Here is a 24,461-nt window from a genome sequence, read left to right as displayed (position 1 = left end):
CGGCCGGAGCTCCCGGCCGCCGCCGGCCACAACGGTGCACCAGAGCCCGCCGCCGGCGACAGCAGTGAGCCAGAGGCCCCCGCCGGCCAAGGCGGTGCGCCAGAGCCCGACGCGCCCAACAGCAGCGCCCCGGGCACTGGACCCGACCGCCCGGCCGCCGCAAAAGACGACGCCACCTCGGGCGCCGGAGGCGATGCCGGGCCCGAGGGCACCCCGGGCGGGCGGTCGGTGCTGCTGGCCGCCGAGGTGTCGGCGTTCGTGGTGCTCGCGGTGGTGGACGCGGTCGCCGGGCTGCGGGGCGGGTTCGCCTGGTCGGGCATTCCGCACTCGGCCGGGGTCGCCGCCGCGGTGGTGGCCGTCCTGCGCCGCCGGCTCCCGCTGCCGGCCGCCGGCGCGGGCGCGCTCGCCCTGGCCGCGGTCGCGGCCGCGCCGGGGCCCAGCGCCCTGGCGGTGCTGGCCGCCGCCGTCATCGTCGGTGCCGCGGGCCGCCGGCTGAAACCGCTGGTCGCGGCCGCATTCTCGCTTGCCGGGGCGGTCGTCATGGTCGAAGCCGGGCGCGCGCAGCCCTGGTCGGCCGTGGCCGGGGCGGTGCTGTGGGGCGTCGCCGTCGCGGTCGGGCTGATGCTGCGGGACGCGGACGCCCGGCGGCGGGCGTCGGCGGCCGAGGCGCGGACGGCCGAGCGGCTGCGGATCGCCCGCGAGCTGCACGACGTGGTCGCCCACCACGTGACCGGGATCGTCGTGCTGGCCCAGGCGTCCGGTGTCGTGGCGGGCAAGCGCGATCCGGCGGCCACGGCGGGCTATGCCGAGATCGAGGACGCGGCCAAGGAGGCGCTGACCGCGATGCGCCGGCTCGTGCGGACGCTGCGGTCGGACGACGTCGTGCCGGAGCGCACCGATGATCTGGAACGGTCACTGCGGATCGCCGTGGGGGACGATCCGCGGGTCCGGCTCGCCGTCGAGGATGTGCGGTCGCTGCCGCCGCGGGTGGTCGCCACGGCGTACTGGTTGACGCTCGAGGCGCTGACCAACGCCCGGAAACACGCGCCGGGGGCGGCCGAGATCACGGTCTCCGCGCGTACGGAGAACGAGGCCTTCGATGCCGCCCTGCGGATAGCGATCGTCAATGACGCCGTGGCGGCGGAGCCGCGAGGCGAGGGATTCGGCCTGGTCGGCATGGCCGAGCGGGTGCGCGATGTGGGCGGTACGCTCCGGGCCGGACCGGTCGGCGGCGGGCGCTGGGAGGTCGTGGCCCGGCTGCCGCTGGACGGGCCCGTCGAGCGAGGGGTCTGAGTGGGCATCCGCGAGCCGGTCCCGGACGAGCACGAAGGCAAGCGAGTGGGCATCCGGGTGCTGATCGCCGACGACCAGGCGATGATTCGCACCGGGTTCCGGCTGATCCTGTCCGCCGAGGACGACATCGAGGTCGTCGGCGAGGCGGCCGACGGCGCGACGGCGATCCGGGAGGCGCTGCGGCTGCGGCCCGATGTCACGCTGATGGACATCCGCATGCCGGGCATCGACGGGATCGAGGCGACCCGCATGCTGGCCGGCGAGTCGGTCGGCTCGCCCCTCGCCGTGGTCGTCGTGACGACCTACGACCTCGACGCCAACCTGCATGCCGCGCTGCGGGCGGGGGCGCTCGGGTTCCTGCTCAAGGACGCCGGCCCGGCGCTGCTGGTCGAGGCGGTGCGGGCGGCGGCGAACGGCGACTCGCTGGTGTCGCCGTCGATGACCCGGCGGCTGCTGTCCAACCTGCCCGTGGCGCCGCAAGCCGATCTGCCCGAGCTACTGACCGCCCGGGAGACCGACGTCGTGCGGCTGGTCGCGCAGGGCCGCACCAACGCCGAGATCACATCCGAGCTGGTCGTGTCGATGTCGACGGTCAAGACGCACCTGAGCTCGGTGCAGCGCAAGCTCGGCGCGCGGAACCGGACCGAGATCGCTATCTGGGCATGGCGGCATCGGCTGGTGCGCTGACCGGCGTCGCCGCTTCGCGAACGGCGGGCTCGCGCACCACCAGCGTCCCGGCGACGATGTCGCCGATCCGCTGCCGGCGCCGCGTCGCCAGGATGACGACCAGACCGACCAGGCCGAACAGGGCCCCGTCGGCCACCATCAGCAGCCAGCGGATGACGTACGCGCCGAAGCGCGGGCTCGTCCCCGCCGTCGTGACGATCCGGAGCCCGGTCAGCCGCATCGCCGGCGTGCGGCCGCTCCGCGAGGCCAGCAGCACGTGCACGGCGAACGGCAGCACGAGCAGCAGCGCGAACGCGACCCCGAGCAGCACCCGGTCGTGCGTGAAGACCGCCACGTTGAGCAGCACGAAGAAGATCACGAAGATCATTCCCTGGTCGACGGCCGCCTGCAGCAGCCGCCGTGGGACGACGCCGTCCAACGGATCCACGCCCGCGACGGTAGTCCCGCTCTGCCGTCGACGCATTTCCGCCCGCCCCGGCGTTTCTCCGCCGAACCGGACATTCACCTCTTATAAGGTCATCGGGCTATGGCCGTTACACGCCGCACCTTCGTCCTCGGCCTCGCCGGGACCGCCCTCGTCCCGCGGAGCCCCGCCTACCCGTTCCGCCTCGGCGTCGCCTCGGGTGACCCGGCCCCCGACAGCGTCGTCCTCTGGACCCGTCTCGCCCCGTCCCCGCTCGACGCCGACGGCCAGGGCGGGATGCCGCACGCCGACGTCCCGGTCGACTGGCAGATCGCGACCAGCCCCACCTTCGGCAAGGTGGTCACCTCGGGCACGGTCCAGGCCCGGTACGCGGACGCGCACACCGTCCACGTGGTCGCCAACGGCCTGCGCCCGGACGCCGAGTACTACTACCGCTTCCGCGCCCGGGGCCACGTCTCGGCGACCGGCCGGACACTCACCACACCGGCGTTCGACGCGCGCGGCCGCGACCTCACGATGCTCTTCGCCTGCTGCTCGAACCTGGAGTCGGGCTACTTCACCGCCTACCGCCGGATGGCCGAGGAGCACGCCGACCTGATCCTGCACCTGGGCGACTACATCTACGAGGGCGCGGCCAAGCCCAACGTCGTCCGCCCGCACCTCGGGCGAGAGATCCTCACCCTGCCCGACTACCGCCGCCGGTACGGCCAGTACAAGATGGATCCCGACCTGCAGGCCGCCCACGCCGTCGCCCCGTGGGTCGTGGTGCCGGACGACCACGACGTCGAGGACGACTACTCCGGCGTGTTCCGCTTCGACGACCTTCCGCCGCTGACCCCGGCCCAGTGGGTGACCCGCCGGACCGCCGCCTACCGCGCCTACTACGAGCATCTGCCGCTGCGCCCGGCCTCGGCCCCGGTCGGCAACAGCATCCAGCTCTACCGCCGCCTCTACTGGGGCCGGCTGGCGACCTTCCACATGCTCGACACCCGCCAGTTCCGCAGCCGCCTGGCCTGTGCCGGCGGCTGGAAGGTCTGCCGCGAGGCCGACCAGCCCCGGCGCAGCATCACCGGCGCCGCCCAGGAGGCCTGGCTGCTGGACGGTTTCGCCGAGCACCACGGCACCTGGGACATCCTCGGCCAGCAGGTCTTCTTCGCCGGCCGCCTCGACCCCACCGGCGTCGGCAACATGGACGCGTGGGACGGCTACCGCGCCTCCCGGGCCCGCATCCAGCGGGGCTGGCAGGACCGCCGGGTCCGCAACCCGGTGGTCCTGACCGGCGACATCCACACGGCCTGGGCCAACGACCTCAAGGCCGACTACACCGACGAGCGCTCCCCCACGGTCGGCACCGAACTGATCTGCACGTCGCTCACCTCCCGCGGCGACGGCACCCCCGACACCGCGGTGCCCGGCCAGGCCACCAATCCCCACCTGCGCTTCTATTCCGACCGTCGCGGCTACTGCCGCGCCCGGATCACCCCGGCTCAGCTCACGGCCGACTTCCGGACCCTCGACTTCGTCAAACTCCCCGGCGCCCCGGTCACCACCCTGAAGTCCTTCGCCATCCCCGACGGCCGGCCCGGCCTGCACCCGCTCTGACCGACGTGACCTTCGACGGCGGCGAGGGCGTCCTCGCCCACGCCCGGCTCAGGGAGTGAACAGGACCTTGCCGCCGGTGTGCGCCAGAGCCTCCCGGTACGCCGAGAGCGGGTAGGTCGCCGCCACCGGAGTGCCCAGGGTCCCGTCGGCCAGCAGCTCGGCCAGCGAGGTGTAGACGGACACGAGGCGTTCCCGCGGCGTGGTCGCGAGCCACCGCAGGATGTAGAACGACCGCAACGAGATGCCGCGGTAGAGGAAGTCCCCGAACGGGACGACCGGCGACTGCCCGGTCGTCGACGAGAAGGTGACGATCGTGCCGCCGTCGGCGACGGCCGGGACGACCGCCGACAGGTCGGGCGCTCCCCCGTCGAAGAACACGCTCAGCCGGGCCGGGCCCAGAGCGGCGAGGACGTCCCCGTCGCCGACGACGACGGCGTCGGCGGTGACCGACGCGGCCGCCTCCTCGCTGCGGACGAACGCCAGAACCTTGAGGCCGGACCGCCGCGCCAGGGCGATCACCGCGCGCCCGACCGCCGAGTTGGCCAGGCTCACGCCGATCCAGTCCCCCGGCGACAGGGTCACATAGTCGTTGAGCAGCGCGTACGCCGTGGCCGGGTTGACCGACAGCAGGGCCAGCTGCTGCGGGTCGCCGGAGACCGGGATGACGCCGCTCGCCGGGACGACCACCTCGTCGGCCCACGAGCCGTGGGTGAAGGTGGGCAGGATGATGACCTGCTGCCCGATCAGGGACTGGTCGGCGGACGCGCCGGCGGCGACGACCCGGCCCGCCCCTTCCCCGCCGAGCGGGGCCGGCACCTGCGGGTACACCCCGAACCAGCCCTGCATGAAGAGGTGGTCGGCCGGGTTGACCGGGGCGGCGTCGACGGCCACGCGGACGTCGCCGGGGCCGAGGGGCAGTTCGTAGTTCTCTTCGAGGACGGCTTCGTCACCGACGGCGGGAAGGATCAGACGGCTCACGGTGAGCTCCTTTCGGTGATCATTACTCTAAGGCGGTCGGTCATATTGACAACGTGGCGAACGCCACCGAGACGATCGGTCGTCTTGTCGATAGGATCCCGGGATGGCACAGCGCAGTCTCCGCGACGCCCTCCTCGGGGCGGCCGCCGCCGAGTTCCACGAGAAGGGCTACTCCGCGACCGGCGTCGCCGCGATCGCCGGGCGGGCCGGAGCCCCCAAGGGGTCGTTCTACAACCACTTCCCGAGCAAGGACGCCCTCGGCGTCCTCGTCGTCGAGCAGTACGCCCGGACCCGCGGCACCGAGATCCTGCTCGACCCCGGGTCCGAGCCGCTCGACGCGCTGCAGAAGCACTTCGACCACCTGCGCGCCGACCTCGCCCAGCACGACTACGCGCTGGGCTGCCTGCTCGGCAACTTCGCGGCCGAGGTCGCCCGCAGCGGCACGCAGGTCGACACCGCGGTCCGCGACTCGCTCACCGTCTGGCTGGGCGCCCTCGCGATTCCCGTACGCCGGCTGGCCGACCAGGGCGAGCTGCCCGCCGGGGCCGACCCCGACGAGGTGGCCCGCGCCCTCGGCAGCGCCTGGGAGGGCGCCGCCCTGCTGGCCAAGGCGACCGGCAACGCCCAGCCGATCGACGACTTCTTCGCCGTCACCTTCCCGCGCACCCTGGGCCTGGCCCGCTGAGACCGCCGACACTGCGGACTTGCCATCGGCCATAGACGGCGACTAAAACAATGCCGGTGTCCAACGAGGTACGGTCGGTGGCCCGCGCGCTCGACATCCTGAGCGCCTTCAGCCCAGCGCATCCCCGGCTGCACCTGTCCGAGCTGGCCGACGCGGTCGGGTTGCCCCGGCCCAGCGTGCGCCGGCTCGCGGTGACGCTGATCGAGCGCGGCTTCCTGCGCCAGGCCGCCGACGGCACCTATCTGCTCGGCCCGCGCCTGCTCGAACTGGGCGGTGTGGTCGCCGAGGGCTCGCCGACCACGCGGCGCACCCGCGAGGCGGCCGACGAGCTGGCCCGGCGCACCGGCGAGACGGTGCTGGTCGCCGAGGTCGACTGGGACAATCTGTCGCTGCTGATCATCGGCAAGCGCCATCCCGTGCACCCGTCGGCCGCGATCACCTCGGCCGTCGGCAACCGCTACCCGCTCGCCAGTGGGTGCCTGGCCAAGGCGGCACTGTCCGGCCTTCCGGCCGAGGGGGCGGCGGCCATCGTGCCGCGGTTGCGGCTCACCCCGCGTACGGTGTCAACGATCGTCGATCCCCGGAGGCTGGCCGCCGACGTCGAGGCCAGCCGCGAGCGGGGTTATGCGATGCAGTCGGGCGAGTTCCTGGCCGGGATGGCCGGCGCGGCGGTCCCGGTCCACGACGGCGAGCGGGTGGTCGGCGCGCTGGCCGTGCTCGGCTCGGCGCCCCGCTTCCCCCATCAGCACCTGCACCGCACGGGCCGGCTCGTACGCCAGGTGCTCTCGCACCACAAGCCGCAGCCGTAAGTGGCAGCGTTTCGCGGTGCGGAATCGGCCCTCGTGGGCCGGGTCGCGCCGCCATTAGCCTCCGCGAGGTTCATTCGCTCTCTGCTGGAGGCCCCCCAATGCCGAGCACCGACGCCAAGCGCCCGAAACCCCCGGAGGAAGAGGGCAGCGGCCTGGCCGGAACACTCTTGGTCGGCGGCCTCGTGCTGCTGTTCGTGATCGCGATCGTCGCCCTGGTCTACTTCGCGGTGGCGGGCTGAGCGTTCCCCCGGCTCCCGCCCTTTTTGTCGCCCTCGCCCCGCTTGTCACCGTCGGACGTGAATCGGTTACGCATTGACGCATGCCCACGTAGGCACGTGGGTATGCTTGCGCCAAACGATCAAGGCTGATCCACTATGGATCGCCTGGATGAGCAGGGGCGAACGGTGCTCGCGTACAGGGGATACGAGCACCGACAACAGGACGGCCGGGGGCGCCCGGGCGAAACATGCCCGGTCCGGCGGGGAGGTCTTCGTGACCACAGGAAGCGACACCGGCGGCTCCACCGTGCGCCGGTTACAACTCGGCGCGCGGTTACGCGCGCTGCGGCTGGCCCGTGGCATCAGCCGCGACCAGGCCGGATACGCGATCCGCGCGTCCGAGTCGAAGATCAGCCGGATGGAGCTGGGCCGGGTCGGCTTCAAGGAGCGCGACGTCACCGACCTGCTCATCCTCTACGGCGTCGACGACCCCGGCGAGCACGAGCGGCTCAAACTGCTCACCAAGGAGGCCAACGCGCCGAGCTGGTGGCACCAGTACGGCGACGTCCTCGACACCTGGTTCCAGAACTACCTCGACCTCGAGCAGGCGGCCGAACTGATCCGCACGTACGAGGTGCAGTTCGTGCCCGGACTGCTGCAGACCGACGCGTACGCCCGGGCCGTGATCCGGCTCGGGCACGACAACGCGTCGAAGGAGGAGATCGACCGCCGGGCCCGGCTCCGGATGGCCCGCAAACAACTCCTCGAACGCGAGGACGCCCCCCGCCTGTGGGCGGTGCTCGACGAGGCGGTGCTGCGCCGGCCGATCGGCGGCTACGAGGTGCTGCGCGAGCAGATCGAATCCCTGCTCGAAATCGGCAACTCGCCCAACGTGCGGGTGCAGGTCATGCCGTTCGACTCGGGCGGACACGCGGCGGCCGGCGGCGCGTTCAGCATCCTGCGGTTCCCGCACGAGGAACTGCCCGACGTGGTCTACATCGAGCACCTGACCAGCGGCCTCTACCTGGAGAAGACCGAGGACGTCGACCAGTACGCGGCGGCGATCAGCCGGCTGTTCATCGACGCCGAGCCGCCCGGCCGCACCCCGGCGATCCTCCGCCAGATCCTCGACGACCTGGCCGCTCGCGGTTTGTGAAAACTGCCGGTATCGACGGCATCCCGCCGAAGGAGAAGACTCCGGTGAGGAGTCACGTCACGACGGGAGGCAACGATGCCAGGAAACCGCGCGGTGGTCTACGAGGGACCGGGACAAGTCGAAGTCCACGACATCGACTATCCGACGTACGAACTGAAGGACGGGCCGGGCGTCAACAAGGCCAACATCGGCCGCAAGGTCCGGCACGGGGCGATCCTCAAGACGGTCGCCACCAACATCTGCGGCAGCGACCAGCACATGGTGCGCGGGCGGACGACCGCCCCACCGGGCCTCGTGCTCGGCCACGAGATCACCGGCGAGGTCGTCGACGTCGGGCCGGACGTCGAATTCGTCAAGGTCGGCGACGTGTGCTCGGTGCCGTTCAACATCGCCTGCGGCCGCTGCCGCAACTGCAAGGAAGGCAAGACCGGCGTCTGCCTCAACGTCAACCCGGACCGGCCCGGGTCGGCGTACGGCTACGTCGACATGGGCGGCTGGGTCGGCGGGCAGGCCTCATACGTGCTCGTGCCCTACGCCGACTGGAACCTGCTCAAATTCCCCGACCGCGACCAGGCGATGGAGAAGATGCTCGACCTGGCCATGCTGGCCGACATCTTCCCCACCGGCTATCACGGATGCGTCAGCGCCGGTGTGACCACCGGCTCCACCGTGTACGTGGCGGGCGCCGGCCCGGTCGGGTTGGCCGCGGCCACCTCCGCGTACCTTCTCGGAGCCGCAGTGGTGATCGTGGGTGACCTGAACGAGGAGCGTCTGGCGCAGGCTCGCAGCTTCGGCTGCGAGACCGTGAACGTGGCCGAGGGCGACCCGCTCGACCAGGTCCAGCAGATCCTCGGCAAGGACACGCCGGCGATCGGCGAGCCACTGGTCGACGCCGCGGTCGACGCGGTCGGCTTCGAGGCCCGCGGCCACGGCTCGGACGCCGAGACCGAGATGCCGGCCACGGTGCTGAACTCGCTGATGACGGTCACCCGGGCCGGCGGCGCGATCGGCATCCCCGGCCTGTACGTCACCGGCGACCCGGGCGGCGTCGACGAGGCGGCCAAGGTCGGCTCGCTGTCGCTGCGGCTGGGCCTCGGCTGGGCGAAGTCCCACTCGTTCGTGACCGGCCAGTGCCCGGTGATGAAGTACAACCGCAACCTGATGATGGCGATCCTCCACGACAAGGTGCAGATCGCCCGCAACGTCAACGCCACCCCGATCTCCCTGGACGAGGCACCCCACGGCTACCAGGAGTTCGACCAGGGCGCGGCCCGCAAGTACGTCCTCGACCCGCACGGGGTCCTGAGCCGTTCCTGACGGGTGCGGACGTGACCCGGCCCGCGCACCGGATGTAACCGGCCGGGTTACGCCCTCCGGGGTATGACGTCCCGGGTTCGGCACCCGCGTCACGGCTTGACGGCGACACCGCCGTACGCGTCCACCGGCGTCGCCTCGGCCGCCGGATCCGAGCGCCACTGCGTGATCGGCACCAGCCCGGGTTCCAGCATCTCCAGATCCCCGAAAAGGCGGCCGAGCTCCTCGGGGCTCCGGTTGACGTACGGGACCGCGCCCGTGTCCTTGTAGTCATCGAGGGCCTCGCTCGCGGCCTCGTTTTCGGTGCCGTCGTAGAGCACCAGATAGCTCCCGGAGGGAACAGCCGCCATCACCCGGGCCACGATCGAACGCGCTTCGTCGGAGTCGGGGACGTGGCCGAGGACCCCCATGAACATGACCGCGATCGGCTGGGCGAAGTTCAGAATGTTCCGGGCGTCGGCGACGACCTGGTCCGGGTTGTGCAGGTCGGCATCGACGTAGCCGGTTACGCCCTCATCGGTGGTGTTGGTGAGCAGGGCACGGGCGTGCGTCAGCACGAGCGGGTCATTGTCCACGTACACGATGCGGGCGTCCGGGGCGGCCTGCTGGGCGACCTCATGAGTGTTCTGCATGACCGGCAGTCCGGTGCCGATGTCGAGGAACTGCCGCACACCCGCGTCGGCGGCGAGGTAACGGACGGCTCGGACCAGGAACTTCCGGGCTTCCCTGGCTATGGCGATGACTTCGGGGAACGTCGCGGCATAGGCATCCCCGGCCTCACGGTCGACGGCGAAGTTGTCCTTGCCGCCCAACCAGTAGTTCCAGATCCGAGCCGAATGCGGGACGGTGCTGTCGATTGCGGGGCTTGGCGTGGGTTCAGCCATCAGGAGCGGCCTTTCCGGACGAAGCTGGGGACGCGGTGTCCTGGCTCATCGGGCGGACACAGTCCACATGAGATACCTGACACCCTAGACGCCAGGACAACCGCGTAGGAGGCAGCGTCCGGTCCGAGGTCCCGGCGCGGCCGCGGTGGCAATCCGCGCGACGGCGGTGCGGAGAGCCTTGGTGGTGTTGACGCGGGTGCGTTCGGCGTCGCGGCCGGCTCGGCGGGGCGGCCGCCCGAGGCGGGTTGCTCGCGGGAGTTCGGCGAGCAGGGCGGTGCGCTCGGCCTGGGCGGCCGACGAGCGTCCGTCGTCGCCGGAGCGGTCGGCCGCCTCGGTTTCGGCGTCCGGGCCGGCCCGGCGGGCCAGGTCGACGGCCTCGGCCGAGGTGGTCAGCCGCTCCGGGAAGGCCATCGGGCCGGCCCCGGCAAGCCCCCCGCGCCAACCGGATCGCATGCACGGCCGAGCGAGGAGGGCGGCCGGCTGCGGCTGCGCGAAGCCGCCCAGGCGCACCTCGGGGTCGAGGCCGAGCGAAGCCGCCGCACTAACTAGCACGGCGGTCTGGTCTGACGCCAGCCGCTGCACCAGGGCCCGGTCCGGCGCGGCCGGACCATCGAGGACCACGAGGGCCGGGCCGCCGTCGGTCGGTGCCGGCTTTCGGCGTACGGGATGAGACCGTGCCCGGCCGCGAGGGTGGCCGTCTCCTCGGCGAGGGTGGTTTTGCCCGAGCCCGCCGGGCCGACGACCGCGAGCGGGCCGCCCTGGCCGGCGGCGAGGGTTTCGATGAGCCGGGCGCGGGATCAGTGGTGTTTGCCGGTTCGCAGGATCGCCGCGACCGACGAGAGTGGCGGGGGCGGGCCGGGCAGTGCGGGCCGGCCGGTCGCTCGGAGGCCGTCGAGCAGCAGGGCCAGGTAGCGCCGCCACAGGCCGTCGTCGGCGGTCGCCCGGCTCATCTCGAAGGCCGGGCCGAGGAGGGCGAACAGGGCGGCGATGTCCTGCGGGGCGGCGTCGGCCCGGATCGCGCCGGCGTCGTGGGCGCGGTCGAACAGGGAGGTGACCGCGGTGATGATTTCGGGCCAGATGCGGGCCTGGGCCTCGTCGTCGCCGCGGCCGGTGAGTGCCTCGTAGAGGCCCCGGTCGCGGGCCTGCCGGGCCGCGGCCCGCGAGAAGAATTGTTCCAGCGCCTGCCACGGGTCGCTCAGGGCGAGTGCCTCGCGGGCGTCCGCCGCGATCTGGCCGGTGGCCTCGGTCAGGATTTCGGCGGCGAGGGCCTGTTTGTTGGGGAAATGACGGTACGCCGTGCCGGTGCCGAGCCCGGCGTGCCGCGCGATGTCGTCGAGGGTGGCCGCGAAGCCGCGCTCGGCGAACACCTCGCGGGCCGCGTCGAGCAGTCGGCCCCGGTTGCGCACCGAGTCACTTCGTGAGCCTGCCATCTCGGGCCCCAGGTTAGACCAACTGCCAGACGATCAGGCTGCGGGCACAGTCGACGACCGTGCCGGCGGCCGGGCGGGGGTGCCAGCCGAGCACGCGCAGCGCCTTGCCGGTGGTGTGCCGGTTGCGGCGGCCGAGCGACATGGTGATGGACCGCAGCGACGCGTCGAACCGGGCCCCGAACCGCACCACGAAGTCGGGCAGTCGGCGGGTCGGCACGCGGTTGGCGGCCGGCCCGAGTCCGGCCCGCAGGTCGGCCGCCATCTCGCGCATCCAGGTGAACTCGCCGGTGGCCAGGAAGCGCTCGCCGGCCGCGGCGGGCGCGGTCATGGCGTCGACGTGCAGGGCGGCCAGGTCGCGGACGTCGACGATCTCGAGCCCGATGCGGGGTGTGCCCGGCATTCTGCCGGTGAGCATGCGCTGGACGATCTGGACCGAGCCGAGGTTTTCCGTCGACAGCAGCGGCCCGAACACGGCGCCGGGCAGGATCGTGGTGAGGGTGGTCGCGCCGGCCGAGGTGGCCATGAAGTCCCAGGCCGCGCGTTCGGCCAGGGTCTTGGAGCGCCGGTAGGCGGGCAGGGACGGGTCGGCCGGGTCGGTCCAGAGGGTTTCGTCGGTGACGCCTTCCTCGGCGTACGAGGAAGGGCTCGCCGCGTTGGCGGCCGACGTCACGACCACCCGTTTCACGCCCGCGCCGGTCGCGGCCCGGAGCACCCGGAGGGTGCCGTCGCGGGCCGGGCCGATCAGGTCCGGGGTGTCGCCGAGCGGCGAGGCCACGTGCAGCACGTAGTCGACGCCGGCCATCGCCGCGTCCCAGCCTTCGTCGCGGGTCAGGTCGCCACGTAGCCCGTGCCGCCGGTGACCAGGACGGTCTCGCTCATGCCCACTCCTTGAATCGGAGATGCCTTCTCCGTTTCGACCGTAGCACAATCGGAGAGAGCGTCTCCGGATAGGTGGGGTCAGAACTCCAGATACATCAGGTGCAGTCCGACGCGGCCCCGGGTGGGGTGTTCGAACGCCCGCGGAACGGTCCCGAGCACCCGGAAGCCGAGCCGCTCGTAGAGGCGGACGGCCGACGCGTTGGACTCGACCACGGCGTTGAACTGCATGCCCGCGAAACCGGCCGCGCGCGCCCAGGCCAGCGCGTCCTCGCACAGGGCGGTGCCCACGCCGCGGCCCCGGGCACCGGGCGCGACCATGAAACTGGCGGTCGAGATGTGGGCGCCCGGCCCCGGGCGGTTGGCGCTCATCTTGGCCGTGCCCAGCACCCCGCCGTCGTCGAAGACCGTCGTGCGGCCCGGCGGCGACTCGATCCAGGTCGCCCGCGCGTCCTCCTCGGTCATCGCCGGGTCGTAGGGGAACGTCTCGCTCGACCGCACCACCGACCGGATGATCGGCCAGACCTGCGGCCAGTCCGCACCGGCGAATTCGCGAATCTTCACGACCCGCACGCTAACAGCCGGTTCAGCAGCCGCCGCCGGTCAGCGAGCCCCGCGGAAGATCCACCTGCCGGCCGGTCACGTGGATCAGCAGGCCGTCGGCCTGCACCGACACCCCGGCATAGGCCAGGCCGTTCGCCGGCGCCTGCAAGGGGTACGCGGTCTGCTGGCCCTTGACCCGACTCAGGACGTCGGCGGCCGGGAACCGGGTTCCGAACATCTCGATCTCCGAGGGCGCCAGGTCGAGCGTCCGTCCGTGGATCACCGGCTGGGAGTGCAGCACGATCGGCGTGGCCGCGCCCGAACCGGTGGCGGTGGCCGTGAGCAGGCCGTTCCGGGCCCCGAAGACCGCCGGGTGGCCGGCGTCCTGGGGCAGCGACGAGAACGGCTTGACCGTCGTGCCGCCGATCGTGACGTGGAAGCCGGCCGGGTCGACCGCGACCGACCGGTAGGTGACACCACGGGGCAGGACCGGCAGCGTACGGGTCAGGTCCTTCCGGTCGATCTGGCCGAGCACCAGCTTGGCCAGCGGATCGCCGGTCGCGTGGTCGGACCCGAGCGCGTGCACGGCCGTCGGCTGCAGGGTCAGCGCGCCACCCGACAGCACCGGCCGGGTGCGGATGGTGGCCACCGGGATCCTGACGATCGACGTGTTGATGTTCAGCCGGCCGTTCGCGGCGGAGTAGGTGACGTCGTGGCCGCCGACCGAAGCCGGCAGCGTCGAGAGCGGCGTCGTCGACACCCCGGCCAGCGACACGTGCACGCCGTCCGACCGCGGTTCGATCGAGCGGTAGGTCACGCCGGCCGGGAGGTGCGGCAGCTGCTGCCTGCGTACGCCCCCGGTCAGGTCGCTGACCTGCCCGGCCGGCAGCGTGCGGCCGAAGATCCGCAGCCGCGAGGGGACGGACTCGGCGGTCTCGCCGCGGATCCGCATCGAGAGGAAGAGCTCGGCCTTGACGTCCTTGGACGCGGCCACCGGGATCACCGTCCGCGCGGTGAGGCTGCCGTCGCCGGCCCGCGCGAAGGTCGTGCCGGACGGCGCGGGCAGATTCCTGAAGCCGACCTTGATCGTCCCGTCGAACGACCCCACGTGGGTCACCCCGCCGGACGGCTTGCCCACGTCGCGCATCGTCGCCGCGAAGGACGCGTGCGGCACCCCGCTCAGCGTCGCGTCGGGCACCGCCACTTTGATCTCCGAGAACCGGCCGCGCAGCACCTGGGGCACCAGCCGCCCACCGCCCACGGTGACCGACGGCGGACCGGGCAGCACCCCCGGACAGGCCACCTGATCAGCCACTGTGCCGCCGACCTGCCCGGCCAGGTAGCCCTGCAGGCCCGGCACCGGCAGCGTCAGCAACACCGCCGCCCCGACGGCCAGAAACGCGAGGACGCCCCCGGACCAGAACAGCCGGCGGCGCGTGTGGTCGTTCATCAGCTCGCCTCCCAGCAGGGAGTACGGGCGAGACGGCAGCCAAGTTCATCGACGGTCAGGGACGGTCCGCCGGCGGCTCCGGCACGGTCTCCCCCGTAATTGCCCGACCGCGACGCCCCCGGCCCCCGACGGACCGTCCCCCGCGCGCGACCCTTCCGCACCCCGATGGAACCTCGATGGACCGTCGATTGAATCGATCATCATCACGTGCTGTAGTGGACCCGTGCCGGAGGCGAGCTTCACCTTCCGGGTGCTCGGCCCGGTGCGCCTCGAGCTGCCCGGCGGCACCGTCCACCTCGGACCGGGCAAGCAGGTGTGCCTGTTCGCCTGCCTGCTCCTCGACGCCGGCCGCATCGTCGCGGCGGAGACACTGATCGACCGGATCTGGGGCACCGACCCGCCGCGCCGGGCCCGCAATCTGCTCGCGACCTATGCGACCCGGCTGCGGTCACTGCTGCCGGCCGAGGCCGGGCCGGTGACCGTACGCTACGTGGCCGGCGGCTACGTCGCCGAGCTGGACCGCGACCGGGTTGACCTGCACGCCGCCCGGCGGATGGCGGCCACGACCGACGAGGGCCTGCTGCGGCGGGCGCTCGACCTGTGGGAACCGGTGGCGCTGGCCGGCGTGCCCGGCGAGTGGGCGCAGCGGACCCGGGACGCGCTGCACGACGAACGCCTCGACCTGCTCACCCGCTGGGCCGACGCGGCACTCGAGAAGGGCGACCCGCGCCCGGTCGTCGAGCAGCTGCGGCCGGCGGCCGAGGACGCGCCCTACCACGAGGGGCTGCACGCACGGCTGGTCCGGGCATTGGCCGCCGACGGGCAGCGGGCGGCCGCGATGGCCGCCTACCGGGAGATCGCCGACCGACTGGGCAACGAACTCGGCGTCGAGCCGGGCGAGGCGCTTTCCGCCGCGTACGGGGAAATGCGCGGCGCCGGAACCGGCGCGGTGAGCGTGAGTGGGCACCGGCCGGCGCAGTTGCCCTCCGACCCGGCCGATTTCACCGGTCGCGGCGAGCAACTCGCCCTGCTCGACGAATTGGCGCCGGTCAATGTCATTTTCGGGGCGGCGGGCGCCGGGAAGACCGCGCTCGCCGTGCATTGGGGACACTCGGTGCGGTCGCGTTTCGCCGACGGCCAGCTGTTTGTGAACCTCCGCGGTTTCGACCCCTCGTCGGAGCCGCTGAGCCCGGCGGTCGCGCTGCACGGATTCCTCACCGCGCTCGATGTGCCGGCGTCGCGGATCCCGGTTCTCCAAGCCGACCGGAGCGCGCTTTTCCGCAGCCTGCTGGCCGACCGGCGCATGCTCATCGTGCTCGACAACGCGCGTTCGGCCGCCCAGGTGCGGCCATTGTTGCCCGGCGGGAGCGGCTGTTCGGTGGTGGTCACGAGCCGCGATCCGCTCACCCCGTTGATAACGACGGAACAGGCGCGCTCGCTGCGGCTCGCCCTTTTCCCGTACGCCGAAGCGCGCGGATTCCTGGTGCGGCGCCTCGGTGCGGTTCGCGTCAACGCCGCGCCGGCCGCCGCGGACGAGTTGATCGGCCGCGCGTCCGGCCTGCCCCTGGCGCTGTCGATCGCGGCGGCCCGGGCGGCGGTCGAACCCGACGTTCCCCTGGCCCGGATCGCTCGTTCGCTGCGCACGCTCGACGATTTGCGCGGCGGCGACGCGGCCTCCGATTTGCGGACTGTCTTCTCGTCGTCCTATCGCACGCTCGCGCCCGCCGGCGCCCGCATGTTCCGGCTGCTCGGCCTGCACCCGATTCCGCAGATGTCGCTGGCCGCGGCGGCCAGTCTCGCCGGGGTGCCACCGGATGCGGCGTCCGCGCTCCTGGCCTCGCTGGAAAAGGTCAACCTGATCTCGGTCGCCGACGGGGTCGTCACGCTCCACGACCTCCTGCACGCGTACGCGGCCTCGCTCGCCGGGTCGGATCCGGCCGCCTGGGACCGCCTGGCCAGCCACTATCTGCAGACCGCGGTGGCGGCCGACCTTCTCCTCGACCCGGCCCGGCCGCCGGTCCCGCTGCCACCCCCGGTGCCGGGCAGCACGCCGGACCGCCCGCACGATGCGATGGACTGGTTCACGCGGTGGCATCAGGCGCTGCTCGCGATGCTCAGGTCGTCGGTCGTGGTGCCGCTGGCCTACCACCTCACGATCTACCTGCAGCGGCAGGGGCACTGGACGGACCAGGTGGTCAGCCAGGAGGCGGCGCTGGCGGCGAGCACCGACCCGGCGCCGCGGGCCCGGGCGCTGCGGGCGCTGGCCCGGGCGTTGATCCAGCTCGGCCGCTATCCGGAGGCCGGCACCCGGCTGCGGGCCGCGGCCGAGACGGCGGTGGACCGGCGGACCCAGGCCAACATCCACCTCGACCTGGCCTGGCTCCTCGACCGGCAGGGCCTCGCCTCGGACGCCCGCGACGAGGCCCGGCGGGCCCTCGCGCTGGGCGAGGGGACCGACGTCTATCCGTACGCCCTCAACGCCGTCGGCTGGTATGCGGCCCTGCTCGGCCTCCTGCCGGAGGCGCTGGCCCGGTGCCGCGACGCCCTGGCCGCGTTCGCCGCGCGCGGTGATCAGCGGGGCGAGGCCGAAAGCCGGGACAGCCTCGGCTACATCCAGTTGCGGCTCGGCGAACCGGCGGCCGCGGTCAGGCATTTCGAGGCGGCGATCGCGCTGTACCGCGAGCTCGGCGACCGCCACGGGGAGGGCGAGACGCTGGCCCGGCTCGGCGACGCCCACGCCGCCGCCGGTTCGCCGTCGCTCGCCACCGGCGCGTGGCAGCGGGCGGCCGACACGTTGACCTCGATCGGCCACCCGTCGGCCGCCTCGGTGCGGGCTAAGCTGTGGGGCTGAGCCGCAGGCTGTGCCAGAACGCGGCCGCCGCGTACGACCGGAAGGGCGACCACCGGGTCGCCCGCGCCTCGACCTCGCGGATCGAGGTGCCGGTCGGCGGAAGCCAGCGGCCGACCGCGTGCCGCAGGCCCAGATCACCGGCCGGGAAGATGTCGGGCCGGTGCAGTTGGAAGATCAGGAACAGGTCGGTGGTCCAGTTGCCGACCCCGGGCAGCGCGGTCAGCCGGGCGCGCACCTCCTCATCCGGCAGGTCGGCCAGCCCGGCCAGGTCGAGCTCGCCGTCCAGGCATCGCCGGGCCATCGCGCTCAGATATTTGACCTTGGCGTGCGAGAAGCCGAGCTCCCGCCAGCGTTCCTCGGTCAGGGCGGCGACACCGGCCGGGTTCGGAAGCCCGCCCATCTCGGCGGCCAGCCGGTCGTAGAGCCGGAACGCCACGCTCGTGCTGATCTGCTGGCCGCTGATGTGCAGCACCAACGCGGCGAAGTGGTCGCCCCGCGTGCGGCTGCCGTCCGGCCAGTCGAACGGGTCGGGGCGGCCGGTCGCGGTCAGCACCGGCTCGAGCTCGGGGTCGAGCTTCACCAGCTCGTCGTACGACGTCATTCTCGGCGTCATCCTCGGCGTCATTCTCGGAAGAAATGCGTGTCGGGACGCTCCAGCGGCTCGCCGTCGAGAGTGATGTCGACCTTCTCGTTGTAGAACGCGACCAGCCCGGCGATCGGGGTGAGGGCGGCGGTCGGGAACGAATACGACCAGGCCAGGTCACGGTGCAGGCCGCCCGGCGTGCGGATCGACCAGTAGTCGGTGGTCCGCCCCTTGTACGGGCAGGCGGTCACGGTGTCCGACGGTTCGAGGGCGGCGAAGTTCACCGACGTCCGGTCAAGGTAGTAGCGCGTCGGCAGCCCGGTCTCGAACAGCAGCACCGGCGAACCCGACTCGGCCAGCGGCACCCCCGCAAGCTCGACCCGGATGTGACGGGTCGACCGGAGCGCGTCGACCCGGGCGTACGGGTTACGCGGATGCACGAAGACCTGCTCGTCCTCCTCGAACCAGGCGTCGAGGGCGTCCCACTCGAAGCGGGCGTACCCCTTCAGCGACCCGTCGGTGTAGACCCGGGCGGCCGCCGGTTTCTCGGTCCCGTTCACCTTCAGACTCTGCCGCCGGGCCGTCCCCCGGCTGAGCTTCTGCTCGTGGCCCTCGTCGACGAGCACACCGGCCGCGACATCCTCGACCGGAATGTAGAACTGCGGGTAGGGCGGCCACTCCCACACGTAGAGCGCCCGCGTCGTGTCGAACACCGTCCGGCCGCCGAGCACCGCCCGCACCCGCCGGGGCACCGGCTCCCGCTGGTCCACCGTCGCGATCGCCCGCGGATAGTCGTTCATCGCTCCCCCTCGCACGTCGCCTCGAACCTACAGGGGCGGGCGGGCCGGCCGGCGCACGACCGAGGGACGCCGCCCGGCCGAAATGCCGCCGACAAACGACGGAACCGCGCCTGGCCAGGCGAATCACGAAGGCGAGCACCTCCCTCGGGGGACTGCCGAACGCGTCTTCCCTGGCTAGCCTCGCCCGCCGGACGTCCGCAGCGAGGGAGTGCAATGATCGGCGGCAAACGTGATTCGGCCTCGAAATCCCGGAGCGCCTGGCTGTCCTGGCCGGCGTGGACCGGAATCGGTTCGCTGGCCGGGCTGGTCGCGCTCGCGGTAGCGGTGGTCGCGTGGTGGTGGCCGCAGTCAGCGAGCTCCGACGTTTCCTCCGGCGCTCCCGCTTCACCCGGCGGCGCCGGGGCGCCGGCCAACGGCTCGGCGGGCCAGACCTACCTGTACCAGCTGCCGGCCAACTCGGCCGGGCAGGCGGGCCAGCAGCGAAGCCCGGCCGACGTCGTTCTCGCCGGCAACCACTACGCGCACTCGACCGGCATGTGGACCGATTGCATGGGGAAGATCAACCCCAAGGTCGCGTTCTATGCCGGCGGCAAATACCAGCATCTGGCGGGCACGCTGGGTATCGCGGATCCGGCCCCCGGGAACACCTCGGTCATCGTCTACGTCTACGCCGACGACAGCCAGTTCAAAACGTTCGACCTCAGCCACGACCAGACCCTGCCGATCGACATCGACATCAGCGGGTTCACGCGGCTCAGCTTCTCCTCCCTCACGCTCGGGGAATGCCCGCACACCCCGAAGCCCCTCGTCTACCTGGGCGACACGGTCGTCTTCTAGGTGTCGCGGCCGCGTGAGAACTTTCCGTCTCGAAGGCGCCGTCCGCGCGGCCGGTGGGGGACAGAGCCCGTAGCTTCGGTCCCCCGCCTCGGCAGCCGGTGACTGCCTCGCGTAGCGGTGACCGCTTCGAGAGGCGTCGAGAAGGCGACATCGTCGGCGGTGGGGCCCGGCCTCACCCGAGGCCGGGCCCCAACGGGCGAGAGCGGGTCAGTCGTCGTTGCCGTGGTGGCCGTGGTCGTCGCCCGCCTCGTTGCCGTGGCCGCCCTTGTCATCACCCGGCTCGGCGTGACGGGCGGTCGTGGCGCGCTCGCCGCCCTTGTCGTCACCCGGCTCGGCGTGACGAGCGGTGGTGGCACGCCGGCCGCCCTTGTCGTCGGCCGCCTCGACCCGCGTAGCCGCCGTGGCGCCGCCCTTGTCGTCGCTCGCGGTCTTCACCCCGTGGCGGTCGCCGGTCACATTGTCGTCTCCGCCGTGCCGGTCGCCCGCCACGCCGTCGTCGGCGCCGTGGCCGTGCGGCAGGACCTCGCCCGTGCCGCGGTCCACGTCCAGGTCGTAGCGGACACCGTTCACGACGATGCGGACGCTCCAGACCGCGACCCCGTGCTCGGTCTCCGCCTCGACGCGGATCACCCGGCCGCCGCCGGTCGCCGCCAGGGCCAGCCCTTCGGCGTCGGTGGCGGAGACGGTCCCGCCCGCGGACGGCGAGACCGCCGGGGCGGCCGCCCCGCCGTTGTCGTCGACCGTGCCGTCGCCCCGCAGGCCGTTGTCGTCGCCGGTCGTCGCGGCCAGGGCCGTACCGCCGACGCCGAGCACCGCGGCCGCACCGATCGAGGCGACGAGGATGGACGTGCGCTTCATGACTTACCTCCGGTCGTCGAACATCAACTGACCCGAGACTCGCGCACCGGAAGATAGCGTCGCGCTACCCGATCGATAAGGCCCGGTTAAGAACCGCCGAGCCGCATCTCGATCACCGCACCGCCGTCGGGGCCCGCGTAGATCGACAGATGGCCGCCGGAGGCGAGCGCGGCCCGGCGGGCGATGTCGAGGCCGAGGCCGGTCGAGTCGCCGCCGCTCGCGCCGCGGCGTTCGAGGCCCGCGGGCAGGCCCGGGCCGCGGTCGGCGACGACGAGCAGCGCGCCGTCCTCGGAGGGCGCGAGCCGGACGGCGAACGGCGTGCCGTCGGGGGTGTGCGCGAAGACGTTGCCGAGCAGCGCGTCGACCGCGGCGGCCAGGTCCTCGGCCGGCAGGGCCACCGGCAGCGGGCCCGGCTGAAGGGTGGCGGCCAGTTCCCGGCCGGTGTCCTCGGCCAGCACCGCCCAGAAGGCCACCCGGTCGGCGATCACCGCGGCCGCGTCGCAGTTGGCCGGGGCGGCGTCCGAGCGGCGGCGGGCCTGGCGGATCACCCCGCTCACCGCCCGTTCCAGGGAGTCGGCGGCGGCGGTCAGGCGCGGGTTGCCCAGGGCCTCGGCTTCCAGGCGGAGCGCGGTCAGCGGCGTACGCAATCGGTGCGAAAGGTCGGCGACCTGCTCCCGCTCCTGTTTCAACAGCTCCTGGATGCGCCCGGCCAGGTGGTTGAGCGCGCCGGCGACCTCGCGCAGTTCGGGCGGGCCGTCGGGTTCGGCGCGGGCGGTCAGTTCGGCGCCGGCCAGCCGGTGCGACACCTCCGACAGGGCGGTGATCGGCCTGATCAGCGAGCGGGCCAGGCGGTCGGCGACGACGAGCCCGAGCAGCACCAGCAGCACGCCGAGTCCGGCCAGGACCAGCCAGGAGCGGGTGACTCCGCGCCCGGTCTCCGAGGCGGGCACGAAAGTGCGGATCACGGCCGTTCCCTCACGGCGACCCTGCACCGCCACGACGATCTCGCGGCCTCCGGGGGCGGCCGCGGTCAGACTCGCGCCTCGCGCGGCGAGTTCCACCGCCGGCGTACGGGAAGAAGCCGTGCCCAGCACGGAGCCGTCGCCGAGGAACACCGTCACCGGGCGGCCCGACTTGGCCGCCAGCTGTTCGACCCCGAACCCGATCTGCTGTTCGTCACCGGTCCCGACCAGCGTGACCAGGCCCTGCAGGTCGGCGGTCGCGCGCACGGTGGCCCGGTCCTGGGCGACCTGCCGCACGAACAGCGCCAGCGGCACCAGGAACGCGATCATGACCAGGCTGGTCGTGGCGAGTACGAGCAGGGTCAGCCGGCTCCTCACTCGCCCAGCCTCACTCCGACCCCGCGAACGGTGTGCAGGTAGCGCGGCTCGGTCGCGCTCTCCCCCAGCTTGCGGCGCAGCCACGACAGGTGCACGTCGACGGTCTTGTCGGCCCCGCCGTACGGGATCTGCCACACCTCGGTGAGCAGTTCCCGCTTCGTCACCACCTGACCGGCCTTGGTCGCGAGGTGGTGCAGCAGGTCGAACTCGCGGGGAGTGAGCTCGATCGACCGGCCGCCCAGGCGTACGGTCCTCGCCGCCGGATCGATGATCAGCTCGCCCACCGTGATCGTCGGATCGGCCGGCGCGGAAGCGCCGCGCCGCAGCACCGCCCGCACCCGGGCATCCAGCTGGGCCGCGGTGAAGGGTTTGACCAGGTAGTCGTCGGCGCCCGCGTCGAGCACCCGGACGATCTCGGCGTCGTCGTCCCGCGCGGTCGCCACGATCACCGGCACCTGGCTGACCGCCCGCAGCATGCGCAGCAGCTCCCGGCCATCGAGGTCGGGCAGGCCGAGGTCGAGGACGACCAGGTCGGGGCGCTCGGTGAGGGCGGTCTGGACGCCTTCCATCGCGGTGGCGACGGAGGCGACCGCGTGCCCGCGCTCCTTGAGAGCGCGCACGAGCGGGGTGCGGATGGTGGGATCGTCCTCGATCAGCAGCAGGCGGGCCATCGCTGCGAGCCTAGTGCTCGCGGGCCCTTCTACCAGTGCTCTTAACTGTCTCTTAGCGTCGCGCCGGGCGGCCCTTAGCGTTGGATGGGGCATAGTTCGGGGATGCGCTCAGGGAAACGGCGGACGCTGATGGCCGGGGTGGGCTGGGTCGCCGCGGCCGCGCTCGCGACCCTGATCGGCATGGGCGGGATCCGGCTGATCGGCGACAGCCTGACGACCACGCCGGGCGGGGTGCTCGACCAGCAGGACGTGGCGAAGGCGCTGGCCCAGCCGGTTCCTTCCAGCTCACCCACCCCTTCTGGACCGGCGGCGACAACGCCCCCGGCGAAGCCTTCGGGCGTGCGGAAGGGCTTCTCGTCGGCCGGCGGCTCGGTGATCGCCGGCTGCCGCGACGGCCGGCCCTACCTGGTCAGCTGGGCGCCCTCCCCCGGCTACCGCGTCACCCGGCAGGAGACCGAGAGCGAACACGCCGAGGTCCGCTTCGAGGGCTCCGGCGGCCGCTCCGAGATCCGCATAGCCTGCTCCGGCGACACTCCCGTCGAGCAGCAGAACGGCGGCGGCCGCGGCAAGTGACCGGCGATATCCTGGGCGCATGCCGCAGGCGGTCAGCTTCAGCACGGCCGGTCTCCCTACGGCCCAGCGGATCGCGCTCTGGGAGGATCACAACGCCCACGCGCTCATCGGCCTGCGCTGCTCCATGCTCGGCGAGTCGGAGCTCGACGCCACCGAGCTCAACCTGCAGCTCGAACACATGCACCTGGCCCGCGTCCGCGGCAACGCCCACGTCGTCGAGCGCCCGGCCCCGCTGATCCGCCGCCACCCGTCCGACTCGATCGCGGTCTACCTGACCCTGGTCGGCGAGGCCTTCTTCTACCACTCCGACGGCCTGCTCACCCTTCGGCCCGGCCAGGCCCTGATCTGCGACGCCGACCGCCCCTTCATGCGCGGCTTCTCGGGCGGCCTCGAGGAGCTGGCGATCAAAATCCCCCGCCCCCTGTTCCGCGACCTGACCGGCCGCCCCGACCTCCCCACCCCGCTGGTCCGCGACTTCACCGGAGGCGACCCGGCCACCCGCGCCCTGGCCCGCCTGACCGACCGCGCCCTACGCCCGACCGGCCCCGACCCGGTCCACGAGGACACCGTCCTGGACCTGCTGGTCACAGTCCTGGGCGGCCACCCCCGCGCCGAGGCGCCGGTCCACCTCACCAACGCCTACGCCTACATCGACGACCACCTGACCGACCCCGGCCTCTCCGCCACCCGGGTGGCCGCCGCCATAGGCATCAGCGAACGCCACCTCTCCCGCACGTTCGCCCAGGCCGGCCCCACCTTCCCCCAATACGTCCTCGGCCGCCGCCTGGACCGCGCCCACGCCCTACTGACCCGCTCCCCCCAGACCCCGGTCGCCGAAGTGGCCCGGCGCTGCGGCTTCACCACCCCCAGCCGCTTCAGCCAGGCCTTCCAGGCCCGCTTCAACCTCCGCCCCACCGAGGCCCGCCGCCACGCCCGCACCACCCAACCCCCCACCGGCGTCAACTAGGCCGTGGGCGGTGATCGCACCGCTGCCGCCGGAACCTGGCCGCAGGTAATCAACGGCATTCTGCGGAAACCGCGACCCGGCGATCATCACCGCGGACTCCAGCATCGTGCGCGCCGCCGGAGCGCGCAAAAGCGGACCTGCCGCCGGTATCTCCCGGCAACGCAACGTCGTGGATCGCTGTTTCAACCGGCTCGCCCTGCCCACCCGCTACGCCGAACGCGCCGCCCTCCACCACTCGTCACTGCCGCTCATCGCCGCAATCATCTGGCTCCGATGACCGACACGACACGACCCGACCACGCAGCAAAACCCGCAAATGCCCCCAAACCACCAAAGCGATTCCCCCACCCGTACACGTGCCGTCCGCCCAGCCGCCGGAAACCCACCCACCCCAGCCCCCGACTGCAGGGGCAAGCGCAACCGGCACGGTCTCTGCCCGCAAGACCCACCACCCAGGCCCGCCCGGGTGAGAAACAAGATGTCCAGTGACCAGAAACGCGGCAGCCAGACCAGAAAGCCGTCAGGTGACCGCAAGAGCCCAACTGGCACCCAGATCCGCGAAACCAACGACGCAGCCGGCGGTGAAACCCCGCGAGTGAGCCGGGAGATGGGCCCAAGATCGAACTAGACGC

25 protein-coding genes and 1 pseudogene are annotated in these 24,461 nt (G+C 72.6%); 13 read left to right on the top strand and 13 right to left on the bottom strand.

All coding sequences use genetic code 11. The features are described from left to right. A partial coding sequence (locus AB0M88_RS44975) for a histidine kinase (RefSeq protein WP_364112930.1) occupies nt 1-1,293 on the top strand: 1,293 nt, incomplete at its 5' end. A 45-nt stretch (nt 1,294-1,338) separates the two neighbouring features. Then, complete coding sequence (locus tag AB0M88_RS44970) at nt 1,339-1,980, top strand: response regulator transcription factor (RefSeq protein ID WP_364112932.1); 642 nt, start codon at nt 1,339-1,341, stop codon at nt 1,978-1,980. Here AB0M88_RS44970 and AB0M88_RS44965 read toward each other — a convergent pair. After that, nucleotides 1,946-2,407 (bottom strand): RDD family protein, encoded by a 462-nt coding sequence (locus tag AB0M88_RS44965; RefSeq protein ID WP_364112929.1) that lies wholly within the window; start codon nt 2,405-2,407, stop codon nt 1,946-1,948. The two genes, AB0M88_RS44970 and AB0M88_RS44965, sit on opposite strands and share 35 nt — an antisense overlap. A gap of 99 nt (nt 2,408-2,506) precedes the next feature. Between AB0M88_RS44965 and AB0M88_RS44960 the strand changes: the two genes are divergently transcribed. Further along, a complete protein-coding gene (locus AB0M88_RS44960; protein WP_364112927.1) occupies nt 2,507-4,006 on the top strand; it encodes an alkaline phosphatase D family protein in 1,500 nt (499 codons plus the stop codon). A 48-nt stretch (nt 4,007-4,054) separates the two neighbouring features. Here AB0M88_RS44960 and AB0M88_RS44955 read toward each other — a convergent pair whose 3' ends face one another. Beyond that, nucleotides 4,055-4,984, bottom strand: a complete 930-nt coding sequence (locus AB0M88_RS44955) for an alcohol dehydrogenase catalytic domain-containing protein (protein WP_364112925.1) — start codon at nt 4,982-4,984, stop codon at nt 4,055-4,057. Nucleotides 4,985-5,087: 103 nt separating this feature from the next. On the opposite strand from AB0M88_RS44955, the gene AB0M88_RS44950 reads away from it, so the two are divergent. From AB0M88_RS44950 to fdhA, 5 genes are all read left to right on the top strand, one after another. Continuing rightward, nucleotides 5,088-5,669 carry a TetR family transcriptional regulator C-terminal domain-containing protein gene (locus AB0M88_RS44950; protein WP_364112923.1) on the top strand — a complete coding sequence of 194 codons (582 nt, stop codon included), beginning with the start codon at nt 5,088-5,090 and terminating at the stop codon, nt 5,667-5,669. 56 nt (nt 5,670-5,725) lie between these two features. Continuing rightward, nucleotides 5,726-6,478: an IclR family transcriptional regulator gene (locus tag AB0M88_RS44945; protein ID WP_364112921.1), complete on the top strand. Its 753-nt coding sequence runs from the start codon at nt 5,726-5,728 to the stop codon at nt 6,476-6,478. A gap of 98 nt (nt 6,479-6,576) precedes the next feature. Further along, nucleotides 6,577-6,717 carry a hypothetical protein gene (locus tag AB0M88_RS44940; protein ID WP_364112917.1) on the top strand — a complete coding sequence of 47 codons (141 nt, stop codon included), beginning with the start codon at nt 6,577-6,579 and terminating at the stop codon, nt 6,715-6,717. Between the two features lie 253 nt (nt 6,718-6,970). Beyond that, a complete protein-coding gene (locus AB0M88_RS44935; RefSeq protein WP_364112915.1) occupies nt 6,971-7,852 on the top strand; it encodes a DUF5753 domain-containing protein in 882 nt (293 codons plus the stop codon). A gap of 75 nt (nt 7,853-7,927) precedes the next feature. Continuing rightward, nucleotides 7,928-9,169, top strand: coding sequence for a formaldehyde dehydrogenase, glutathione-independent (gene fdhA, locus AB0M88_RS44930; RefSeq protein ID WP_364112913.1), 1,242 nt, complete (start codon nt 7,928-7,930; stop codon nt 9,167-9,169). Between the two features lie 89 nt (nt 9,170-9,258). Here the strand turns inward: fdhA and AB0M88_RS44925 are convergent, their stop codons facing one another. The 6 genes from AB0M88_RS44925 to AB0M88_RS44900 all read right to left on the bottom strand — a co-directional run bounded on the left by AB0M88_RS44925 (nt 9,259) and on the right by AB0M88_RS44900 (nt 14,349). Next, nucleotides 9,259-10,050 (bottom strand): SAM-dependent methyltransferase, encoded by a 792-nt coding sequence (locus AB0M88_RS44925; protein ID WP_364112911.1) that lies wholly within the window; start codon nt 10,048-10,050, stop codon nt 9,259-9,261. Nucleotides 10,051-10,134: 84 nt separating this feature from the next. Next, nucleotides 10,135-10,671, bottom strand: coding sequence for a hypothetical protein (locus AB0M88_RS44920; RefSeq protein WP_364112909.1), 537 nt, complete (start codon nt 10,669-10,671; stop codon nt 10,135-10,137). 176 nt (nt 10,672-10,847) lie between these two features. Further along, nucleotides 10,848-11,480, bottom strand: a complete 633-nt coding sequence (locus AB0M88_RS44915) for a helix-turn-helix domain-containing protein (protein ID WP_364112907.1) — start codon at nt 11,478-11,480, stop codon at nt 10,848-10,850. 13 nt (nt 11,481-11,493) lie between these two features. After that, nucleotides 11,494-12,408 carry an NAD-dependent epimerase/dehydratase family protein gene (locus AB0M88_RS44910; RefSeq protein WP_364112905.1) on the bottom strand — a complete coding sequence of 305 codons (915 nt, stop codon included), beginning with the start codon at nt 12,406-12,408 and terminating at the stop codon, nt 11,494-11,496. A gap of 29 nt (nt 12,409-12,437) precedes the next feature. Further along, nucleotides 12,438-12,920, bottom strand: coding sequence for a GNAT family N-acetyltransferase (locus AB0M88_RS44905; protein ID WP_364112903.1), 483 nt, complete (start codon nt 12,918-12,920; stop codon nt 12,438-12,440). A gap of 22 nt (nt 12,921-12,942) precedes the next feature. Next, entirely contained in the window at nt 12,943-14,349 is a 1,407-nt protein-coding gene (locus AB0M88_RS44900; protein ID WP_364112901.1) for an LmeA family phospholipid-binding protein, read from the bottom strand. A gap of 223 nt (nt 14,350-14,572) precedes the next feature. Between AB0M88_RS44900 and AB0M88_RS44895 the strand changes: the two genes are divergently transcribed. Then, the gene (locus AB0M88_RS44895; protein ID WP_364112899.1) at nt 14,573-17,200 is read left to right on the top strand and encodes a BTAD domain-containing putative transcriptional regulator; all 2,628 of its coding nucleotides are present in this window, start codon (nt 14,573-14,575) and stop codon (nt 17,198-17,200) included. Here AB0M88_RS44895 and AB0M88_RS44890 read toward each other — a convergent pair. Both AB0M88_RS44890 and AB0M88_RS44885 read right to left on the bottom strand, forming a co-directional pair. Further along, a complete protein-coding gene (locus AB0M88_RS44890) occupies nt 17,184-17,801 on the bottom strand; it encodes a hypothetical protein (protein ID WP_364112897.1) in 618 nt (205 codons plus the stop codon). The two genes, AB0M88_RS44895 and AB0M88_RS44890, sit on opposite strands and share 17 nt — an antisense overlap. Before the next feature lie 20 nt (nt 17,802-17,821). After that, entirely contained in the window at nt 17,822-18,583 is a 762-nt protein-coding gene (locus tag AB0M88_RS44885; protein ID WP_364112895.1) for a DUF427 domain-containing protein, read from the bottom strand. Nucleotides 18,584-18,796: 213 nt separating this feature from the next. Here AB0M88_RS44885 and AB0M88_RS44880 point away from each other — a divergent pair, with 213 nt between their 5' ends. Next, on the top strand, nt 18,797-19,420 hold the full coding sequence (locus tag AB0M88_RS44880; protein ID WP_364112893.1) for an NPCBM/NEW2 domain-containing protein: 624 nt from the start codon (nt 18,797-18,799) through the stop codon (nt 19,418-19,420). A 207-nt stretch (nt 19,421-19,627) separates the two neighbouring features. Here AB0M88_RS44880 and AB0M88_RS44875 read toward each other — a convergent pair whose 3' ends face one another. The 3 genes from AB0M88_RS44875 to AB0M88_RS44865 all read right to left on the bottom strand — a co-directional run bounded on the left by AB0M88_RS44875 (nt 19,628) and on the right by AB0M88_RS44865 (nt 22,289). Further along, entirely contained in the window at nt 19,628-20,278 is a 651-nt protein-coding gene (locus tag AB0M88_RS44875) for a PepSY domain-containing protein (protein ID WP_364112891.1), read from the bottom strand. 86 nt (nt 20,279-20,364) lie between these two features. Then, the gene (locus tag AB0M88_RS44870) at nt 20,365-21,618 is read right to left on the bottom strand and encodes a HAMP domain-containing sensor histidine kinase (RefSeq protein WP_364112889.1); all 1,254 of its coding nucleotides are present in this window, start codon (nt 21,616-21,618) and stop codon (nt 20,365-20,367) included. Beyond that, nucleotides 21,615-22,289 (bottom strand): response regulator transcription factor, encoded by a 675-nt coding sequence (locus tag AB0M88_RS44865; RefSeq protein WP_364112887.1) that lies wholly within the window; start codon nt 22,287-22,289, stop codon nt 21,615-21,617. Before AB0M88_RS44865 ends, AB0M88_RS44870 begins: the two co-directional genes overlap by 4 nt. A gap of 102 nt (nt 22,290-22,391) precedes the next feature. Between AB0M88_RS44865 and AB0M88_RS44860 the strand changes: the two genes are divergently transcribed. The 3 genes and pseudogenes from AB0M88_RS44860 to AB0M88_RS44850 all read left to right on the top strand — a co-directional run. Beyond that, nucleotides 22,392-22,862 (top strand): septum formation initiator, encoded by a 471-nt coding sequence (locus AB0M88_RS44860; protein ID WP_364112885.1) that lies wholly within the window; start codon nt 22,392-22,394, stop codon nt 22,860-22,862. Nucleotides 22,863-22,881: 19 nt separating this feature from the next. Beyond that, nucleotides 22,882-23,829: a helix-turn-helix domain-containing protein gene (locus AB0M88_RS44855; RefSeq protein ID WP_364112883.1), complete on the top strand. Its 948-nt coding sequence runs from the start codon at nt 22,882-22,884 to the stop codon at nt 23,827-23,829. A 154-nt stretch (nt 23,830-23,983) separates the two neighbouring features. Beyond that, nucleotides 23,984-24,106 (top strand): annotated as a pseudogene (locus AB0M88_RS44850) (IS5/IS1182 family transposase); the annotation flags it as partial. Nucleotides 24,107-24,461: the final 355 nt, after the last annotated feature.

It is taken from the genome of Actinoplanes sp. NPDC051411 (genome assembly GCF_040682075.1).
Lineage (GTDB): Bacteria > Actinomycetota > Actinomycetes > Mycobacteriales > Micromonosporaceae > Actinoplanes.
This window is presented reverse-complemented; position numbering and strand designations above follow the sequence as displayed.

Excerpts from the sequence above, each read along its gene's own strand:
- AB0M88_RS44960 (WP_364112927.1), top strand. The coding sequence starts at position 2,507 with ATGGCCGTTACACGCCGCACCTTCGTCCTCGGCCTCGCCGGGACCGCC.
- AB0M88_RS44950 (WP_364112923.1), top strand. The coding sequence starts at position 5,088 with ATGGCACAGCGCAGTCTCCGCGACGCCCTCCTCGGGGCGGCCGCCGCC.
- AB0M88_RS44940 (WP_364112917.1), top strand. The coding sequence starts at position 6,577 with ATGCCGAGCACCGACGCCAAGCGCCCGAAACCCCCGGAGGAAGAGGGC.
- fdhA (WP_364112913.1), top strand. The coding sequence starts at position 7,928 with ATGCCAGGAAACCGCGCGGTGGTCTACGAGGGACCGGGACAAGTCGAA.
- AB0M88_RS44925 (WP_364112911.1), bottom strand. The coding sequence starts at position 10,050 with ATGGCTGAACCCACGCCAAGCCCCGCAATCGACAGCACCGTCCCGCAT.
- AB0M88_RS44915 (WP_364112907.1), bottom strand. The coding sequence starts at position 11,480 with ATGGCAGGCTCACGAAGTGACTCGGTGCGCAACCGGGGCCGACTGCTC.
- AB0M88_RS44900 (WP_364112901.1), bottom strand. The coding sequence starts at position 14,349 with ATGAACGACCACACGCGCCGCCGGCTGTTCTGGTCCGGGGGCGTCCTC.
- AB0M88_RS44890 (WP_364112897.1), bottom strand. The coding sequence starts at position 17,801 with ATGACGTCGTACGACGAGCTGGTGAAGCTCGACCCCGAGCTCGAGCCG.
- AB0M88_RS44885 (WP_364112895.1), bottom strand. The coding sequence starts at position 18,583 with ATGAACGACTATCCGCGGGCGATCGCGACGGTGGACCAGCGGGAGCCG.
- AB0M88_RS44880 (WP_364112893.1), top strand. The coding sequence starts at position 18,797 with ATGATCGGCGGCAAACGTGATTCGGCCTCGAAATCCCGGAGCGCCTGG.
- AB0M88_RS44875 (WP_364112891.1), bottom strand. The coding sequence starts at position 20,278 with ATGAAGCGCACGTCCATCCTCGTCGCCTCGATCGGTGCGGCCGCGGTG.
- AB0M88_RS44865 (WP_364112887.1), bottom strand. The coding sequence starts at position 22,289 with ATGGCCCGCCTGCTGCTGATCGAGGACGATCCCACCATCCGCACCCCG.
- AB0M88_RS44860 (WP_364112885.1), top strand. The coding sequence starts at position 22,392 with ATGCGCTCAGGGAAACGGCGGACGCTGATGGCCGGGGTGGGCTGGGTC.
- AB0M88_RS44855 (WP_364112883.1), top strand. The coding sequence starts at position 22,882 with ATGCCGCAGGCGGTCAGCTTCAGCACGGCCGGTCTCCCTACGGCCCAG.